The 18,353-nt window shown below is 41.9% G+C and carries 22 protein-coding genes; 11 read left to right on the forward strand and 11 right to left on the reverse strand.

All coding sequences use genetic code 11. The annotated features are described in order from the left end of the window. Positions 1-59: 59 nt before the first annotated feature. Positions 60-578: a helix-turn-helix domain-containing protein gene (locus tag O8C68_04630; GenBank protein ID MCZ7395088.1), complete on the reverse strand. Its 519-nt coding sequence runs from the start codon at positions 576-578 to the stop codon at positions 60-62. Between the two features lie 86 nt (positions 579-664). Here O8C68_04630 and O8C68_04635 point away from each other — a divergent pair, with 86 nt between their 5' ends. The 4 genes from O8C68_04635 (at position 665) to O8C68_04650 (ending at position 2,038) form a co-directional block, all read left to right on the forward strand. After that, positions 665-868 carry a DUF1858 domain-containing protein gene (locus O8C68_04635; GenBank protein ID MCZ7395089.1) on the forward strand — a complete coding sequence of 68 codons (204 nt, stop codon included), beginning with the start codon at positions 665-667 and terminating at the stop codon, positions 866-868. Positions 869-892: 24 nt separating this feature from the next. Then, on the forward strand, positions 893-1,294 hold the full coding sequence (locus tag O8C68_04640; protein ID MCZ7395090.1) for a cbb3-type cytochrome c oxidase subunit I: 402 nt from the start codon (positions 893-895) through the stop codon (positions 1,292-1,294). Between the two features lie 104 nt (positions 1,295-1,398). After that, on the forward strand, positions 1,399-1,635 hold the full coding sequence (locus tag O8C68_04645) for a hypothetical protein (GenBank protein ID MCZ7395091.1): 237 nt from the start codon (positions 1,399-1,401) through the stop codon (positions 1,633-1,635). After that, entirely contained in the window at positions 1,616-2,038 is a 423-nt protein-coding gene (locus O8C68_04650) for a type II toxin-antitoxin system VapC family toxin (protein MCZ7395092.1), read from the forward strand. The genes O8C68_04645 and O8C68_04650 overlap by 20 nt, the downstream gene beginning before the upstream one ends. Positions 2,039-2,072: 34 nt before the next feature. Here O8C68_04650 and O8C68_04655 read toward each other — a convergent pair whose 3' ends face one another. The 4 genes from O8C68_04655 to O8C68_04670 form a co-directional block, all read right to left on the reverse strand. After that, entirely contained in the window at positions 2,073-2,540 is a 468-nt protein-coding gene (locus tag O8C68_04655; protein ID MCZ7395093.1) for a hypothetical protein, read from the reverse strand. Further along, positions 2,537-5,146: a DNA mismatch repair protein MutS gene (gene mutS / locus O8C68_04660; protein MCZ7395094.1), complete on the reverse strand. Its 2,610-nt coding sequence runs from the start codon at positions 5,144-5,146 to the stop codon at positions 2,537-2,539. The genes O8C68_04655 and mutS overlap by 4 nt, the downstream gene beginning before the upstream one ends. A gap of 172 nt (positions 5,147-5,318) precedes the next feature. Further along, positions 5,319-6,602, reverse strand: coding sequence for an amino acid permease (locus tag O8C68_04665; protein MCZ7395095.1), 1,284 nt, complete (start codon positions 6,600-6,602; stop codon positions 5,319-5,321). 203 nt (positions 6,603-6,805) lie between these two features. Beyond that, positions 6,806-7,237: a cytochrome c maturation protein CcmE gene (locus O8C68_04670; GenBank protein ID MCZ7395096.1), complete on the reverse strand. Its 432-nt coding sequence runs from the start codon at positions 7,235-7,237 to the stop codon at positions 6,806-6,808. An 87-nt stretch (positions 7,238-7,324) separates the two neighbouring features. Here O8C68_04670 and O8C68_04675 point away from each other — a divergent pair, with 87 nt between their 5' ends. Together O8C68_04675 and O8C68_04680 are read left to right on the forward strand one after the other, a co-directional pair. After that, positions 7,325-8,071, forward strand: coding sequence for a sulfite exporter TauE/SafE family protein (locus O8C68_04675; protein ID MCZ7395097.1), 747 nt, complete (start codon positions 7,325-7,327; stop codon positions 8,069-8,071). A 354-nt stretch (positions 8,072-8,425) separates the two neighbouring features. Further along, the gene (locus O8C68_04680) at positions 8,426-10,192 is read left to right on the forward strand and encodes a hypothetical protein (protein MCZ7395098.1); all 1,767 of its coding nucleotides are present in this window, start codon (positions 8,426-8,428) and stop codon (positions 10,190-10,192) included. A 24-nt stretch (positions 10,193-10,216) separates the two neighbouring features. Here O8C68_04680 and O8C68_04685 read toward each other — a convergent pair whose 3' ends face one another. Next, complete coding sequence (locus O8C68_04685; protein ID MCZ7395099.1) at positions 10,217-10,969, reverse strand: ribonuclease H-like domain-containing protein; 753 nt, start codon at positions 10,967-10,969, stop codon at positions 10,217-10,219. Then, positions 10,959-12,509 (reverse strand): DNA-directed DNA polymerase II small subunit, encoded by a 1,551-nt coding sequence (locus tag O8C68_04690; protein MCZ7395100.1) that lies wholly within the window; start codon positions 12,507-12,509, stop codon positions 10,959-10,961. Before O8C68_04690 ends, O8C68_04685 begins: the two co-directional genes overlap by 11 nt. Before the next feature lie 12 nt (positions 12,510-12,521). Here O8C68_04690 and O8C68_04695 point away from each other — a divergent pair, with 12 nt between their 5' ends. Both O8C68_04695 and O8C68_04700 read left to right on the forward strand, forming a co-directional pair. Beyond that, positions 12,522-13,265, forward strand: coding sequence for a proteasome assembly chaperone family protein (locus O8C68_04695; GenBank protein MCZ7395101.1), 744 nt, complete (start codon positions 12,522-12,524; stop codon positions 13,263-13,265). Between the two features lie 4 nt (positions 13,266-13,269). Then, positions 13,270-13,659 carry a DUF473 domain-containing protein gene (locus O8C68_04700; protein MCZ7395102.1) on the forward strand — a complete coding sequence of 130 codons (390 nt, stop codon included), beginning with the start codon at positions 13,270-13,272 and terminating at the stop codon, positions 13,657-13,659. Between the two features lie 417 nt (positions 13,660-14,076). On the opposite strand, the gene O8C68_04705 is transcribed toward O8C68_04700, so the two are convergent. Then, positions 14,077-14,436, reverse strand: a complete 360-nt coding sequence (locus tag O8C68_04705; GenBank protein ID MCZ7395103.1) for a hypothetical protein — start codon at positions 14,434-14,436, stop codon at positions 14,077-14,079. A gap of 34 nt (positions 14,437-14,470) precedes the next feature. Beyond that, positions 14,471-14,662, reverse strand: a complete 192-nt coding sequence (locus O8C68_04710) for a hypothetical protein (protein MCZ7395104.1) — start codon at positions 14,660-14,662, stop codon at positions 14,471-14,473. Positions 14,663-14,749: 87 nt separating this feature from the next. Between O8C68_04710 and O8C68_04715 the strand changes: the two genes are divergently transcribed. From O8C68_04715 to O8C68_04725, 3 genes are all read left to right on the forward strand, one after another. Then, entirely contained in the window at positions 14,750-15,238 is a 489-nt protein-coding gene (locus O8C68_04715; GenBank protein ID MCZ7395105.1) for a nucleotidyltransferase domain-containing protein, read from the forward strand. Positions 15,239-15,332: 94 nt separating this feature from the next. Beyond that, entirely contained in the window at positions 15,333-17,117 is a 1,785-nt protein-coding gene (locus O8C68_04720; protein ID MCZ7395106.1) for an AIPR family protein, read from the forward strand. 195 nt (positions 17,118-17,312) lie between these two features. Then, complete coding sequence (locus O8C68_04725; protein ID MCZ7395107.1) at positions 17,313-17,567, forward strand: type II toxin-antitoxin system RelE/ParE family toxin; 255 nt, start codon at positions 17,313-17,315, stop codon at positions 17,565-17,567. Here the strand turns inward: O8C68_04725 and O8C68_04730 are convergent. After that, the gene (locus O8C68_04730; protein ID MCZ7395108.1) at positions 17,564-17,755 is read right to left on the reverse strand and encodes a hypothetical protein; all 192 of its coding nucleotides are present in this window, start codon (positions 17,753-17,755) and stop codon (positions 17,564-17,566) included. The two genes, O8C68_04725 and O8C68_04730, sit on opposite strands and share 4 nt — an antisense overlap. Positions 17,756-17,948: 193 nt before the next feature. Then, entirely contained in the window at positions 17,949-18,353 is a 405-nt protein-coding gene (locus tag O8C68_04735) for a putative toxin-antitoxin system toxin component, PIN family (protein MCZ7395109.1), read from the reverse strand.

The following is an 18,353-nucleotide window of genomic DNA, read 5'->3' on the forward strand; positions in this document are numbered from 1 at the left end:
TTTCATTGGATACTGGAATTAGAAGATGAAGTAATATAATTTGTGATTTTGTTATAAAATCAGCCCATTTTCTTCGCTGCAAGTTCGATTGCCTCGATAAGGCTGTTCTTTGGCATAATCGTAGCAACAGGGATGCGCAGCACCTTTTCAATTGTAGTGCTCACTATCGGGGCACACACCACTGCTTTGGCGCCGTCCCTTTCAGCCCTGATTGCCGCGATGATTGCCTCTTCCATCGAGGTGGCTGAGTATTCCCTGATGGTCAGAAGCTTACCCTTTACTTTCAGTTTTTTCTCCGTGATATAGTCAAGCACAGGGCGGGCTGCTATCACAGCAATGAACTCGGTTTTTTCGGTTCCCTCCATTTTACGAAGGACATAGACTATCTGCCTGAGTGTTTTGATATTGGGCTCGCGGTGACCTGAGAGCAACTTATAGATGGTGCTTGCAGGTATGTGCGAGCTTTCGCTGAATTCTGCTGCGCTAATGTGCAGTTCTTCTTTAAGTATCCTTGAAAAGGCTTTGATGAATGCTTCATCCGATTCCAATGCTGCCCTTATCAGTTCATCTGAGGTCATCTTTATCACGATTGTATATATATCAGTGGTTATTAATACGTTTGGAAGAACCTATATACAGATAAAATAAGATGACTGTGAGGATTATGTCAGAGAAAATAACCAGGGACAATAAACTGAACGAAGTAATAACAAAGTACCCGGCGACAAGGGATGTGTTCATCAAGCACGGCATGCCAAAATATGTGGGCAGGCTGCCTTCCGAGACTCTGGAGTTTTTCTGCAGGATGCACAGGGTGGACATGAACCAGTTGCTTGATGAGCTGAACAAGGCTGCCGGGCTGGCATAAAAAAGGAACCGCAGATGAGGATGTATGGAAATTCCCCTTAAGTTTGCATGGGCAAGCCTGATTTACCTGCTCATAGGGAGCACATTGGGATTTGTTATGGTGCTTAATTCAATGCCGCTTACGCCCGCGCATGCACACGTGCTTTTGATTGGCTTCGTCTCCATGATGATATTCGGCGTGGGCTACCACCTGCTGCCGGTGTTTGCAGGTACAGACTTGTACAGCCCCCGCCTTGCGGAGGTACAGTTCTGGCTCCAGAACATCGGCATTGTGGGGCTTGCTTTCACCATGCCGTACAGGTACGCAGGCAGCGACTACAGGCTCGGGACTATTCTGTTCGGGGCGATTTCGCTTCTGGGTATTTACATCTTTGTTTATAATGTGGCAAGGTCGATCATACCGCCGAAGGAAGTAAAGAAGGGCTGAATTCACTGGAGAATTCACTGCAGAGGCGCGAAGGGCGCAAAGTGGGTAAGGAGGTTAGTATTCAGCAATGTTTATATGTGCATGCATCATAATGTAAACATGTTATGTCCACAAAAACTGTTTACAGTATTAGAATACCTGCGGAATTGCGCAAGATAATGCAGGAGATGGCAGAGATAAATTGGCAGGAAGAGATACGGTGCTTGCTGGAAGAATTTGTCCAAAATAAGAGAAAAGAGAGATTGCTTGCTAAGGCAAAGGCGCTAAGGAAAGAGATGAAAGCTGAAACGAGTGCTTCCATTTTGATAAGAGAGGATAGGGATGCCAGGGCAAGAGCGTGATAAAGTAATACTGGATTCGGGTGTTATTGCGGCGATATTCTTCAAGGAAGCAGCATCCGAGAGGGCTGAGAGGGCGGCAGAGACTCATAGCCTGATAACTCTTGACCTTGCATATATTGAAGTTGCGAATGTTGCATGGAAGAGGGTTGCGATTTTCAAGGAGTCGACGGAACTCATGCTGAAGGCTCTTAAGAACAGTTCTGATTTTATTACTGGCGCATGTGATGTTCTCGCTTCAAAGGAACTGCTGGATGATGCTTTTAAAATCGCTGTTTCTGAGAAGATTACTATTTATGATTCGCTTTTCGTGGCTGCTTCGGAGATGGAAAAAGTGCCTCTATTGACAACAGATGGGAAATTACATGAGAAACTGAATAAGAAGTGGGCTATAAGGCTGATTTGAAATATAAGCAGAAAAAGAAAAGTGCTACAATGACTCACTGCAAAGGGTAAATCTTTCTTCCAACACGTTTGAAATATGAAATCGATAGGTCACGCCGTTCTTGCTTTTCTATTTTTGGATTCAATTTAGCATAATCAGCGCGCCAGACCTCGTGGAGTTGGTAAGCTGGATCGAGTAAGACAAGAAGTGCATAATCAAATGGATGTTTAGAAAAACGACCAGTACGACCACTGTTTCGAGGTAATTCTTGAGATTCACTTCGACGGGTTTTGATTTGTACTTTTAAACCGTCTTTGTCGATAGCATCATATCCTTCAGAACGAGAATCCAGCACTAGTTGAAGCCCAAGACGGCCGCAAACTAATATCTCACCAACTTCTCCAGTAATGCCAAGTTTTCGCTTACCATGGGTTTGAGCTTCATATGCCAGTTCAGCTTCAATAGCTAAGTTCACTTTCTTAATTATACTGCCATCAATGGTAATTTTTTCTACTGTTTTCATTTATTATCACCCGCTTTCCTCCTCAACTCCGCCAGGGCATTCAGCGCCTCAAGCGGCGTCATTGCATCCACATTGAGCTTTTTTAACTCCTCGATCAGCGGCGAATCCTTCTGGGCTTCCGGCTCGAAAAGCACAAGCTGCGTATATCTTGCGCTCCCCATTCCCCTGATAGCGCTGCCGTTTTCCACCTCCTTCAATATCTCCTTCGCCCTCTGCGTCACCTTCAGAGGCACGCCAGCGAGCCTTGCAACGTGGATGCCGTAGCTCTTATCCGTGGCGCCCGGAATGATTTTGCGAAGGAAAACAAGATCATTTCCTTCTTCTTTCACAGCGATATGATAATTCTTCATGCGCTTCAGAGTCCCTTCAAGAGCCGTAAGCTGATGATAATGCGTGGCAAAAAGCGACCTCACACCCACGCGGTCTTTGTTGTGGATGAACTCGACAACAGCCTTGGCGATGCTGTACCCGTCGTATGTGCTCGTGCCCCTTCCGATTTCATCCAGCAGCACAAGGCTCTTCGGGGTTGCATTGTTCAGGATGTTCGCCAGTTCAACCATTTCTATCATGAACGTGCTCTGTCCGCTTGCAAGGTCGTCAAAAGCCCCTACGCGTGTGAATATCCTGTCCACGATTCCAACTGAGGTGTAGGAAGCCGGCACGAAACCCCCCATCTGCGCCATTATAATTATCAAAGCGGTCTGTCTCATGTAGGTTGATTTTCCCGCCATGTTAGGACCTGTCAGAAGCAGGAACTGGTGCTCCTGGCAGTCCATGTGTGTATCGTTGGGAACAAAACCTCCCGGGATAGAATGCTCAACGACCGGATGCCTTCCGTCTCGAATGAGGATATTGCAGCTATCATTTATTTCAGGTCTTACATACCTGTTGTTTACAGCAATCTCAGCAAGGTTAACAATCACGTCAAGTTCTGCCATAGCCTGGGCAGTGGTTTGTAATTCCTTTGATCTGGCTGCAATGAGTGAGTTAATTTCTGTGAAGAGTTCGAATTCAAGCGCCATCCTTTTTTCATCCGCAGAAAGAATCATCACTTCTTTTTCCTTAAGCTCTGGAGTGTAGAAGCGCTCCCCGTTCGTTGTTGTCTGCTTTCTTATATAATCCGCAGGTACCTGCGAAATGTTTGCCTTTGTGACCTCTATGTAATATCCGAAAACAGAATTATAACCAATCTTCAGGGATTTTATGCCCGTGCGCTCCCTTTCCTTCTGCTGCATCTGTGCTATCCAGTCCTTGCCGTGAAGTGCCAGTTTCTTGAGCTCATCCAGCTTTTCGTTATAACCCTCTTTAATCATCCCGCCTTCGCGAACGCTTACAGGCGGGTCTTCCACGAGGGCGCGCGAGAGTAGTGCAGAAATATCGGTATAATCTCCCAGCTTCGCCATCATTCCTGATAAAAGCCCTGACTTAATCTCGCTTTCTTTAAGGGATTTTGCTATTTCAGGTATCGCAGCCAGGGATAATTTCAGGGCAATAAGGTCTCTTGCATTTGAATTGCCGTACACGATGCGCCCGATAAGGCGCTCGATGTCCCGGATGCCGGAGAACTGCTGCCGCAGGTCATAACGCAGCAATGTCTTTTTCACAATCTCATCCACAGCATCAAGCCTTTCTGCTATTTTATTAACAGAGATTAAGGGTGCAAGCAGCCATTTCCTGATCAAACGCCCGCCCATAGGGGTCTTTGTCCGGTCAATAATCGATAAAAGAGAACCCGCTGCCTCGCCTCTGATGCCCTGTACTATCTCAAGGTTTCTGAGTGTGATTGAATCAAGCACCATGAACTCGCTCTCGAAATACGTCGTCATCGTCTGGATGTGTTTTAAATCCCTCATCTGGGTAGTTTTCGCATATTCAAGTGCGGCGCCTGATGCCAGGATGGCAAATCCGAGTTTTTCACATCCCATGCCTTCAAGCGTTAGGACACCAAAATGTTTTAGCAGGGTATCTCGTGCAGTCTTCTGGTCAAACGCAACAGCGTCGAATTTATTGAGCGCAATACCGATGTTTTTCAGGCGTTCTGTGAGTTTTTTGTTTTCAAAAAGAGAAGGTGGAAGTATGCACTCGACAGGTTTCATCCGCGCTGCTTCGCTTATTATCCTGTCGTACGAATGATTGTCTGTAAACTGCGTGGTCAGGAATTCGCCAGTGCTCACATCCAGGAATGATGATCCGAACTCCAGGCCTTCCCCCGAAACCGACATGAGGTAATTATTGGATTGATCCTGAACCATGGACGAATCGATAACTGTCCCGGGAGTGATAACCCTTACAACGCCCCTTTTAACAACGCCTTTAGCGCTTTTTGGGTCTTCCAGCTGCTCGCAGATAGCCACTTTGTAGCCCTTTTTTATGAGACGGGGAAGGTACGAATCCACTGCATGGTAGGGAATTCCCGCAAGAGGCATATCACCGCCCTCCTTATCCCTGCCTCTTGAAGTGAGCGTTATATCAAGCTCCTTTGCGATTATTTTTGCATCATCTCCGAATGACTCGTAGAAATCGCCCATCCTGAAGAAGATCAGTGCGTCGCTGTGCTTTTCTTTTGCCTCATAGTACTGGCGCATCGCAGGTGTCATCTTGTCCATTCAGGTTTCTCCGCTGGAGAAGATATTTGTTTATTCCTATTTTTGCTTTTGCATGCATTTGTTGGCGGTGTTGACTTAATGTAAATTTATAGCGGCATGGGTTTGGGCGCACACCGCAGAGACGCAAAGTTCGCAAAGACATTATTCTCTGCTTTGCGATGGATTTATCTAATCATCTGCGGTTTTTTTTATCCATATCCACAAAAGATAAAACCAGGCCAATAACCACAAGCACCGCGCCCACAAGCAGAACCTTCCACTCAAGCTGAAAAAGCATAAACACGCAAAATACAATACCGAATAACGGCAGTACCGGGAATTTTCCTATCGCAAGAGGGACTTTAAAAGACCTTCTCATTTGCGGTTCCCTGTATCTTAACAGTATCAGGGCACCATTTATCACAAAAAAGGTCACAAAAAGCGTGAAGTTATCCACATTAGCCACAAAAGCGATATCACCGGCAAAAACGAAAAGCATTGACAGCAGCATCGCAGCGAATATGGCAACCCATGGTGTTCTTCTCGTAATATGCACACTTCCGAGGATACCCGGAAGAGTGAAAGAATCCGCCATGCCATAGATTATCCTCGATGCACCAAGCAGCATCATAAGAACAGTATTTGCAGTTGCAAAAAGAGCTATGACGGCTAATAGAATGAACGCATCGCCTCCAAAAGCGCTGAATGCAAGGTCTGCAAAGGGGGCATCCGATGCCGCAAGTTTTTCCCATCCTGTTACACTGACTGCGGAGATTGCTACTGAAATGTAAAGGACAATACTGATTAAGATCGCCAGCATCAATCCTTTCGGAATTGTTTTTTCAGGGTTTTTGGTCTCTTCCGAGAGCTTTACAATACTTTCAAACCCGGTATATGCAAAAAATACAAGCGCGGAAGCCTGGAAAACTCCCGTCAAACCCTGCGGCATCTCAAAATAATCCACTTTTCCAAGATAGGGAAGCCCGATGAAAATTATCAGAATAAGACCTGCGCTTTCTATGAGGGTGGATATTATCGCAAACCATACAGACTCTTTTATTCCCCGGAAAAGTAGGATGGAGAGGGCGATTATAAGAAGGAGGGCGGAAGTTATGATAGGCACTCCGGAAAGCGCTTTGAAATAACCCCCGAAACCCAGGGCTACAGTTGATGCGCCGATTACGGCGCTCAGGATAATCAACCAGCCGATAATGAACGCCAGCCTTTTCCCAAAAGCATTTGAAGTATATTCATACTCGGCGCTCGCTCTTGGGAACATGGAAGAGAGTTCTGCATAACTCAATCCTGTAAAAACGGCTACGAGAGCCGAGAGGGCAAATGAGAGCCAGATAGAGTTCCCGGCGAGCCCAGCCGCCTTTCCTATAAGGGCGTATATACCCGCCCCGAGAATAATCCCCACGCCTGAGAGCGTAACCTCAAGGAGTCCAAGTTCGCGTTTCAATGCTACCTTTTTCATGCCGCACCTGTATTGCCCAAAATAGGTATAAATTTGGGTATAATCTTGGAAAATAGATTTAAATAGCCAATCCAATGTATGGTCAGAGGAACCGAGATTCCTATCCTATCCACAAAATCTTTTTTTTGGTTCCTCAAACCTATCCGATTAAAGTTAATCTTTTGATTTATAAATTCTTCGGTTTCGTTCGGTTTGAGGAAATATCATTTACCCTGCGTACCGGAAGTGGCAGTCGCTGTCGCATATACCGAATCTCCACTTTCGTATTTGGAGGGGCATTTTGTCAGCATCCTGAAGGCTTCGAACACATTGTTGTTGAACTGCCCTGTCACCACTGCCTGGATGTTTGTAGCCTCTGGCGGAAGGTTGGGCTTCTCGCCTGTATAAACTACATCTATTGTTGCCTTGCCATCGGTCAGTTTAAAGGCGAGCGTTCGGTTGAGAGCATCCCAATGGTCTGTACCCGGCACCATGCTTCCATTGACTATAATGATCTTCCCGGTCAGTGTATCCTGGGCTGCAGCCGCTTCACCGACCTCGTACTGGTTCGTTGCCACTCCTGATGAAAGCACCAGATATCCTAATAATACAGCAATAATGGAAACTCCCAACAACAACCTGTTCTTCTTATTCATTTGTATCCCTACGAACTATAATGGAGCGCTTATCCTTAAATGTTTCTCCATAGCATTATTAATCCTTCTATGTATTAAGATGCAGCTATGGAGTTATTGCCCATAACATTCATCGCATTCCTGGTTTCCGCTCTTTTCTCGATGCTCGGGCTTGGAGGAGCGATTATCTATACCCCACTTTTTTTCTGGCTTGGCGTTCCTCTCCTTGCTGCTATCCCGATGGCGCTTTTGCTGAATACCATAACCACAGCCTCAGCCTCCATGACTTATCTGAAGCAGCGTTTGGTGGATAGAAGAGTTGCTTTTCCCATAATCCTGACTTCCGTCCTCGGCGCACTTACAGGCTCGTATCTTGCGCCCAGGATGGACACCAAAATCATAATTCTTTTGCTTTCGCTAATCCTTTTTCTGGCAAGCATAAGGATACTTTTTTTTAACAGCCTTGGCTTTTCGGCTGGAAGAATTGACAGGAAAAAATTAGCAATTGGAGCAGGCGCAGGGCTTTTTATCGGTATTATATCCTCGCTCGTGGGCATAGGCGGAGGCACTTTTATCGTCCCGCTGCTCCTTGTCCTCGGTTTTAAAACTAAAAATGCCGTTGCGACTTCGGCATTTATAATCACGTTTATGTCCCTGTCAGGATTTATCGGGCATTTGAATTTCGGGCAGCAGCAACTGGATATGAGATTATTGCTCTATGCAGGTGCGGCGGCGTTTGTGGGTGCGCAGGCGGGTTCAAGAATATTCAAGCGCACCTCTCCCAGGACGATCGAAAGGATGTTCGCGGTGGTGTTATTGTTTATGGTGGGCAAACTTTTGTACGGGTTGATGTAATTTTAATATGTTTATAATAATTCTTCGGCTGCCTCTAACGCTTTTATTGCTTCAATAAGCAGGGTAGCCATTTTATTTCCCTTTCCAGTAAGCTTGTATCTTACTCTTTTTCTTTTTCCTCTTCTGTAATTGAGGCTTCAATAACGCCAAAATCAAATTCTTTAATCCTTCTTGATGGCGTATCTGAGTAAATTTTAAGTTTGTTTTGAATTTCATTAAACGCAAGACGCTCGTCTTTTAAGGCTATTATTATATCGATAAGGAATTTTTTATCCTAATAAATACATGCAGACTTGGGAAGTCTTTTTAACACAATGAAAAATAAAATGGGATAAGAAAGATTTATAAGAGTTAATGCGCATAGTAATGATGATGGTGGTAAAAATGATTACTCTGAGAAAAACATTATTGGCTCTAATAACTATTTTAACATTATCTGGAACTGCGCTTGCAGCTATATCTTATACTCTAAGCACAATACCAAATCCTTCTTCAATATACACTGGAGATAGCACTACTGTTTCATTTTCAGTTACAAATAATAATCTTTGGTATAATGGTGTGTGCGCTGTTATGGTGGATTCTGGCTCTTGGTCAACCGAATACGTAGTCAAATCAGGAGCGGCAGTAAGTTTCTCTGCAACTGTATATGCTCCACCTTGGGGAAATGGTGCAGGAAGCGCACAACACACAGTTAATTCTTATTGCTACGATACGAGTGACCCTGCAAAAATTTATAAAAGTACTTCTTTTACTCTAACCTATACTGAAAATCCAAAATACATTGCAAATCAAGCAATAAACTCGGCGCAGAGTTCTATTAACTCAGCACAAACCAGCATAAACAACGCTCAAAATGCGATTACTGATGCAAAAAATCTGGGTGCAGATGTTAGCCTTGCAGAGAGTAAGTTATCCAGTGCCCTTAATTCTATGCAAACTGTACAAAGTAAACAGTCCTCTGCAAATTCGTTTTATTCCTCCTCAAACTATAACCAAGCAACTAATACCGCTAATGACGTTAAACCCTATGCAGATTCAGCGAAGACCGATGCTGATACTGTATATTCTATAGCCATTCAAGCAAAGGAAACAGCGCAGGCTGCAAAAGATAGTGCACAGGCTGCTATAACAAGTGCTAAAAATGTTATAAATTCAGCCAGTACTACCAAAGCAGATGCGCAGAATACAGTAAATGATGCAAAAAATATTGGTGCCGATGTAGGTTCAGCCCAGACATTTTTAGATACTGCTATTTCTAAATTAGATTCAGCAAATACAAAATATACCGAAGCTAACTCATATTTTACTAACTTAAAATGGAATGACGCAAAGACAAGTGCAAATCAAGCTGAATCTTACGCCAATGATGCTCTTACAAATGCTGGTAATGCCAAGTCAACTGCTAACAAAGCTAAAGAAGATTATGCCGCCGAAGGCGGACAAACAAAATCAAAGTTAGATACAGCACAATCAACTTATAATAACGTAGTCGATACAGCAGATAAAACTAAAGAGGCAATAACTGCACTCTCAAATATTGGTGTTGAAACCACAGAGTTTACTAAAGAATTAGAAACAGTTTCTTCAACACTCGTCGATGCAAAAGCAGAATTAGATCAGGCAAACACCAGATATGAAAACAAAGAACTCAGCGAGAGCAAATCTTATTCTGAGAAATCATTAGATATAACTGAGAAAGATATTACCATTTTAAAGGATACACAAAACAAGATGGCATCCGCTGCTATTGATAAAATTGCTAATAAATATTCTTCTATCAGCAATAATTATGATGTTGCAGTAAAAACGCTGGAAGATTCAAAAACAAAAATAACTGGTGACGTTTATGTTGCAGAAAAAGAAAAATTAGATAACGCAAAGAAAAGTTTAGATAATGCATCTAACTTAATGGCTCAAGCAAAATCATACGCCGATAATAATAAATATTCTGATGCAGTAATTTCTTTGAAGGGTGCGCTCATAGAACTTGACAAAGCTAATTCGTTGTCTGGAGAAATTAAACCTGCATCCCCAATCCCTTCATTTGAAACGATATTTGCTTTAACAGGGTTATCCATTGCATATTTGGTAATTTTAAGAAGGAAAAATATTTTTTAAATTTATTTATATTGCATATATCCTTCAATGGTAGCCTTTCATCTCCCGTTCTATCATCTTCGGGTACGTCATCCCGATGAGCTTCTCGAGATTTTCCACATCCTCCCTGTTGTACTTGATCAGTACTTCCAGCGCTTCATCATTTCCGCGCTCATGCCTCTTCCATAATCTCACAGCATCAAGACCTGTTATTCCTGCCGTTTCCTCGCTCCTCTCCAATCCAAGTGAGCGCTCGATATTTTTAAGACCCCCGCAAAAGCCAAGTTTTTTCAGAGGGTACATAAGGTCTATATGAAGGTGATTGAAAAATCCCGGGAATTCATGCTCGATGAAGGGCAGGTCAAACCTCGCGCCATTGAAGGTTACAAGCTGTTTGTACTTTGCCAGCTCTGCAGGCGCTTCCTGAAGATTGATGCCCCGGATGTATGTTTTCGTCTCTTTTCCGTTGTATATGCCGATAACTGTTATTTTGGAGTAGCTGGGTGACAGCCCTGTGGTCTCAATATCGACATAGGCTGTTTTATCCCTGAAATGCCGATACGCCCTCCACTGGTGGCTGGGTGCGAGCCGCTTTGCGAAATAAATGTGGCTCCCGCTGGCTAACCGTTCAATCGACTCCACAACCCCCGACAGCAATAGGCGCTTCCTGTTTTTAACCATTTTTATCATACTGTGGTTTTCGAGCAGCTCTTCCCAGTTTCTTATGCCGCATCTCCATATCCTCTGTTCTATTGTAGAGCCAATCCCTGATATGTGGATGTAGGTATTATCCAGCATAATCAAACTCCACAATTCTGTATTCCATACTTGCGAGGTCAACAAGTGTAGCTTTAGCCGGGTTGGGCATGAGGTTCATTCTTTTCTGGAATTCCGTCTGGCTCTGCCATGTGCCACTGTTAACGGTCAGCACATCCTTGTAGCGCGATACGCCCACTGTGTGCACATGCCCGCAGTGCAATATATCAGGTATCTGGTCGATCACGAAATGATCCTTTTGTTCGGGCGCGATGGATACGCGGCCTCCATATATGGGTGAAAGGTGGCGAAGTTTCAGCATTTCAACCATGGGTTTTACAGGGTCTGCATAAGAAAATCCAGGTATGCTTGTAATAATGTCATCCATCGACCTGCCGTGGTAGATCAAGACCTTGGCTCCGATATCCACCATGGCAGGGTTTCCCACAAAGGTAATATCGCTCCTGAACATCCTGGTTATTCTCTCTGGAAAGCGCGGCTGGGGTTCAGCCTGCCTCACTGCATCATGGTTTCCTGGCGAGATTATAATTTTAATATGTTTTGGCACTGCGTTTATGTACTCCGCGGCTTTTTCATACTGCTCGTAGATATCAGAAATCGCAAGTTCCTTGTCCTGGTTGGGGAACACACCAATGCCGTCAACCACATCACCCGCAATAACAAGGTAATTGATCTCATCCCCGAGCCATTCTGAAAACTTAAGCCAGGCATCCTCAAGAAAAGTCTTGCTCCCCACATGTATATCAGAAATAAATACCGCTTTTCCTGCAGCTTTTCTTCCGTTCAGGGTGTTTTTCTGTACATTGGGAATATCTGGCCAGGTTATTCTATTGGCAAACATAAGATTACCGTCAGGAGAAAGTGTGCCAGTAATCCCTATTACCTCATCCAGAAGAACCTTCCTTGCAGAGTCGAAGAGCTCTTTATCTTTTTCTTTGTGGATTAAAACAGGCATCGTTCCTGTTTTATCCTCTACCTCGATGAGTTTGTGCCCATTGGCGGTTGCCCTTATATCCAGCACCATGCCTATTATGGAAAGAGGCTCTCGTGTATCCAGATTTCTTTTCTTTATGCTCTCAATCGGTCTTGCGCTTATTCTTTTCCGGAGCATCTCAGCAAGCGAATCGTAGCGATCTTTGAAATACTGCACAAACTCGGTGTATTCCCCGATGCATGTGGATTGGTTTGTTATGTCTTTTAATACGGTAACTGGACTTTGAATTTTGTTTTCTGGAACTGCCTTTTGCGGCTCTTTAGTATGCTGCATCTGGCCGGGAAAAACCCTGGCTTTAAGTGTTAAGTTCTGGGCAAGAGGTTTTATATGCTCTATTCCCACAACCATCACCGAGTCATCGATTGATTTTAAAACACGGTTTATTAACTCAGGCGGGCCTGTCTTAATCAGATCAAGCGCCTGAGGATCAATCTGGAATCCAGACTCGGCAAAAATCTGGATTATCTCGCTCGTCTCCATCTCCTGAACATATATCACTGTATTGGGATAAGATTTTTCCTCGATTCTTATATCGATGCTTTTATTTACTTTTGCCCTAATTAACAATCTGGTGGAAATATGGCAGCGGAATTAGAAGAACATTTCGTGAAAATCATAAATAAACCTCTGAAATCAAAGAATCCATTGGTTATTGTAGGGTTTCCTGGCATCGGTCTTGTGGGGAACATAACGTGCCAGCACATCATTGAGGAATTGGGAATGATATACAGGGGTTCTATCGATTCGAGGTACTTCCCGCCGCTTGCAGTGCTTTTTAATGGTATGGTATATCTGCCAGTGCGCATCTATGAGGCGCCGGATAAGGAGGTTGTTATAGTAATTTCAGATATACCCATACATCCCACTGCATCGTACGATATCAGCAAGGTGCTGGCAGACTGGATGCAGTCCATCAACGCCAAGAATATTGTTTCAATTGCAGGGATAGCGACAACGACAGGAGAGCGCCGTGTCTTTGGGGGTGCAACAAGCCAGGAGTTGCTGGAAAAGATTAAGGATAAAACCGAAATATTCCAGGTGGGGACTATTTCAGGCATTTCGGGCAGTATCATGACAGAGTGTTATCTCCGCGGCATGCCAGCTGTAAGCCTGCTGGGCGAGACGCCCGGACCCAATCCTGATCCGAAAGCTGCAGTCGAGGTAATAAATGTTCTCAATAACATATTCGGCTTATCCATAGATACCACTAAATTGTCAAGTCAGGCTGAGCAGATCGAACTTGAACTTTCCAAACTTGCGGAGCAGGTCAGGACCACAGAAACGCAATCGCTCCCCAAAAAAGAATTCCCGATGTACGGGTGATTTTATGCGCCATGTAGTGTTGAGCGGAATTGCACCTCAGGCCTTAAAGGAACTAGAGCTTGAGAAGATTAAGACCATCGAGATCAGAAGCCCCCATAATTTTCTCTCTGCGCTTGAAACCGATGTTGGGGATGTAATCTTTCTTACATCAACAAGCCTGGGAGATGTAAGACCCGGCACCACGGGCATTATTGCAAAGATACGTGAAAAACAGATTTCAATGCACAGGGTAATTCAAAGAACAGAGATGTTTTACGAGGAGGCAGAGGTGCAGATGGCGCGCCTCCAGCTTGAGATAAAAGGACATGCAAGGGTCAGGCGAGCGGAATGCAGTGCGCTGGGGGAAGCAACCGTGGTCGAGGCTGACGAAGTGCAGTTTTTTGAAGGACGATGAGCTGCTGGCTAAAATGAGTCAAGATTCTTATCCTTTATTAGTTTAAAAAATATCCAGGAAACAGGGAATAGAATCATAAAGTGGAGTATTAAAAATAAGAAAACAAAATTAAAAGGGTACCCTTCAAGGAAATACCGGGTTTGTAACGAAACATCAACTATAAGGGAAAAAAGGAAGGATTTCATGAAAGGATTCTGTTTCCTGACAAGTAAAAAGATAAAAAATCCATAAATTGTTCCATAAATTATCTTGTTCGGGAAATATCTTGGAGGCACGGCGTATGTCTCGCTCAGGGAATGGAGCAAAAAGTCCACAAAAGCGAATAATAAAATTACTGCAAATATTATAAGGAATATTAAAAATAAGTTCTTGATTTTTTCTTTTGGTATCACAATAATTTCCTCATCTTCGATGTTATCAATACATACGCGTGGAATCCCCTTCTGCTATAAGCCCGGCTACTTCTTCTACGAATTCCATCATGTATTTATCCAGTTGATGCTTTCTTTTTTCGAGGGTCTTCTCATCTACGGGATATTTATCAATAAGTGCTAAGAACTCCTTGTATATTTCATCGGTTTTATCCATCATCGCCTCTTTTGTTTCGCCCATCTCTGCCATGTGAACGATATAGCGGCGCAGGCGGATGCAGCCTCTATTTTTTTTGAAACTTTTGTCGAAGAAGAGAGGAATCCTCCACAGTCCGCGCTCGACTGCGCCGCTTTTAACAGACGGGAAAAGCCTGACAATCTCGGGGTCGATGGAATCCGGAGGCATTATGATACTTCAAGAAGGTCGTGTTTAGATCGTGTTAGAACTCTTCTGCTACATCAAGCTCGTGTTCGAAGCGCTGGGGGATGCACTTTGGTCTATTCTTGTCCCTTTCCCTTATTTTGTCCTGCAGGGCTTTGTAAGCCACATGATACTCTTTATCACGCGCAGGGTCGTGCTTTGCTTCTTTCTTCAGTTCTTCTGTAATGTCCTGCAACTGCCTTATGGACATGTACTTGTAGCGGTCGGCGCTTGAATTAATGATAATCCCTCCTATTACCTTTTTTGAAAGGGATATATAAGGTTATGGTGGCGATTTGTGGAAAGGCTTTTAATTCCAAAAACAAAGGGAAAGAATATGGAGCAGGTTTTTGATATTTTGATGGAATATTCAAAGGCTGTATCTTCCAAGCTTGGTAAATTCACAGGTGTGCTTTACGGCTCAATGGCAAGGGGAGACTATAATGTGTGGAGCGATATCGATTTTCTCGTGATTTCTGATAAGCTTCCAGAGAATCCTCTTGAAAGGCTTGAGTTTCTTTACTCGCTCACAGACACGCCTATTGAGGTTAAGGGATATACAAGGAACGAGTTCCTTAAAATGATTGAGCAAAGAAATCCTATCGCTCTGGATGCGCTTGTGGAGGGGAAGGTCATTGTGGATGACGGCTTCTGGGAAGTTGCCAAGAATAAGTTTGAAGATGTTAAAAAGAGGTACGAGCTTGTGAAGGAACCGAAGCGGTGGGTGTCGATGAGGATGAAGAGGGGGTTTTTGGAAGAGAACAAAAAAGTACATACGAAAAGTTGATAATAAGCTATCTGAATATGGAATCATAAAATATTTAACCAAATATAGTATAAATAAAGAATTAGTTGAAATGAAATGAGACGCTGGCTAAAATATGGATGAAAAGGATTTTTTTGATAGGTTAAAAGGATTACTTGAAAATATTAAAAAGAGATATGAATTAGATACAATCCACGATGCACTAATTATGTGGTTTGGAGAGAATTTTTTAACTCACGATCCAACTGAAATAGCTGAACGAATCATAAATGATAAACATGCTGAGGGAGTCGACTCTGTTTTGACTGACCAAATAAATTACAAGTTGCTCTTTATCCAAGCAAAAACCGTAGAAACCTTTGATAATACAAAAAATAATTTTTCAGAGATTGATGTAAAATCTACCTTAGATGGTATTAGGTTTCTTATAAAAGGCGATTACAAAGGAAAAATAACTCCTGAATTAGAAAACTTAGTTGACGAGTATCACGAATTGGATAAAACTGGCAATTATAAAACTGAAATTTTATTTGTAACTTTAAAAAAGAAACCAATTGACGATAAATTCATAACGAGTTTCAACCAAGAATTTAGAGAGATTAACGTTATTTTTTACGATTTTGACGCGTTATTTGATTTTTATGTAAACAAATATTTAAATATAAGAGCTTCAGCACCCGAAAGAATTTCTTTTGAGGTATTAACCAATCTTCTTTTCAAAGATACGCCCAATAAATCAAGAGTCTTCACATGTAAAGGCAAGGAGCTCGCTAAAATATATAACGATTATAGAGAAAGAATATTCCAACAAAATGTAAGATATTCCTTAGGAGTCAGGTCAAAAAGCATCAATAGACAAATTTTGGAGACGGCTATTGATGATGAAACAAGTACTTCTTTTTGGTATTTTAATAATGGTATTACAATAGTCTGTAAGAAAATAAGTGAAACCACATCAGGAAAAGTGATTAATCTTGATTATGCTCAAATAATAAATGGGGCGCAAACAACTTATGCATTGCATGAAGCGTATAAGAATGGGCAGTTAAAGGACAACGTAGAGGTTCTAATCAAGGCGATAGAAACTGATGACAGGAATTTTATAGAAAGCGTTACATTATATACAAACTCACAAAATGCAATAAGATTGAGAGATTTATGCTCCAATGATGAAATCCAACTTAAAATACAAAAAATAATAGATTCTTACCAATACTTCTATGAAAGAAAAAGGGGAGAATTTGATTCATTATACCCGACGCTTGAAGCAAAAAGAAAACTGTTGGGGGACAACTACAAAAATAAGGTAATTAGTAATGAGAGCGCTGCGCAATCATTCTTAGCAATGTATTTAAACAAACCTGCCCAAGCAAAAAGTGAGAAAGGAAGAATTTTCATGAAAGACGGTGGGTTTTATGATGAGATTTTTAATAAAAAAGACGACACGCTTGCCGAAAAAATTTTAATGTCTTGGAAATTATTAAATTACATTGAAATGGAAAAAAATGAATACAAAAAGAAATATAGAGAAGCAGAGGCTGAAGTTATATCAGTGAGTGAGAGGATTGAGATTTATAATTATGATTTTCTACTGCATAGCGAATATTTCATATTGAACATTTTTAGAGATTTCCTACAAAATAAAAATTTTGATGATAAAAAAATTGATATAAATGGTAATAAAGATGATCTATTGAAAATAATTTCTAAAATTGATAGTAAGAATGAGCAAATACGGAATGATTATCTTACCATTAAAAATGAATTTGCAGAGTGCATTAATGAGTTAAAAAAACAACCAGGTTATTACCATAATAAATTCTTTAAAAATGAAAAGAGTATTGGTCTTATCAGAACCCTATTTAATAAAAAATTTAATTTTATAAATATATTTGAATAAGCTCCGAATGATCATCGCAGGGCTTTAGTTGTCATCATTTACCAATCAATTGGTAAATAATTGGCAAATAATGTGGTAACACAATCAATTATGTTGTATTCAAATATGGTTTGAAAAACTATTATAACCCTTGAAATGTACTTCTATGCTGTAGTAACCAATCTGGTATAAAACCAAACATAGAGTGTACTAAATATGACCTTCACGATTAAAATCAGAGAACCCGCAGAAAAAAAGCTCCGAAAATACAACAAGGAGATTCAGAGACGCTTCGCCATCAAAATCCGAAAATTACAGGAGCATCCTGACCTGCACGGCAAACCTCTAAGGGGAGTGCTTCATGGAACTTGGGAGTTATATTTTGAGAATAAATTTAGAATACTATATACGATTGATTATAACGAACAAACCGTCACGATCGAAGCTATAAAACACAAAGACGAGTTCTAAATCCCAAGTTCTTTAGCTAACTCTTCAAAGTCCCTAACTTTAACACCTTTTTTCTTGCCTTCGTCAAGCTGTTCCATTATATCAATATCAGATAGAACATCTATAGTGTCCTTCATTGATTCGTATTCGTCTGTTGATATTGTAATCCAGCCTGCTTGATGTTTTCCAGTTGTTGCTGCGCTAGCCATTTGATCAATCTTCATTGGAGTAGCATCTATTTAAAACTTAAGATAGGATTTTATCCGCTCCCCCCACCACAGCCTTCCTCACCATCACATGCGGCGCCCCGTCACTCACAGGCACCAGTTGCCCTGCTCTTGAAGTTTTTCTACAAAATTATCTTCACCAATTGATTTTTCAGTAAATTGGGGCATTTTTAGTTTATCTTATAAGACCAAGGGCTACTTTCGGTGTAATGATTTTAATTTTGCCATATTTTTTTAACTCGAGAAGATGCCTGTCTCCTGAAACAATATAAGATGCGCCGCATGCGACTGCGCATTCCAGTATTTTGTTATCATCAGGATCTGATTTTATAACGTCCAATTTAATTTCAGGATTTATGACCTCAGAGAAGGATATAATTGCTTCGATGATTGTATTTACTTCCTCTTCTTTAAATCCAAATTTATCTCTTGAAATTACAGCCTCTAATTCAGTAAGTATGTCCTTTGAAATGAAAAGCGTATAATTTTTTCCAGCCTTATCCAGCAATAAGGCAGGATTGCCCATAGTCGATATTAAAGCTGAAACCAGTACGTTTGTATCGAATACAAAATTCAGCAT

The sequence above is a fragment of the Candidatus Methanoperedens sp. genome (assembly GCA_027460525.1).
GTDB lineage: Archaea > Halobacteriota > Methanosarcinia > Methanosarcinales > Methanoperedenaceae > Methanoperedens.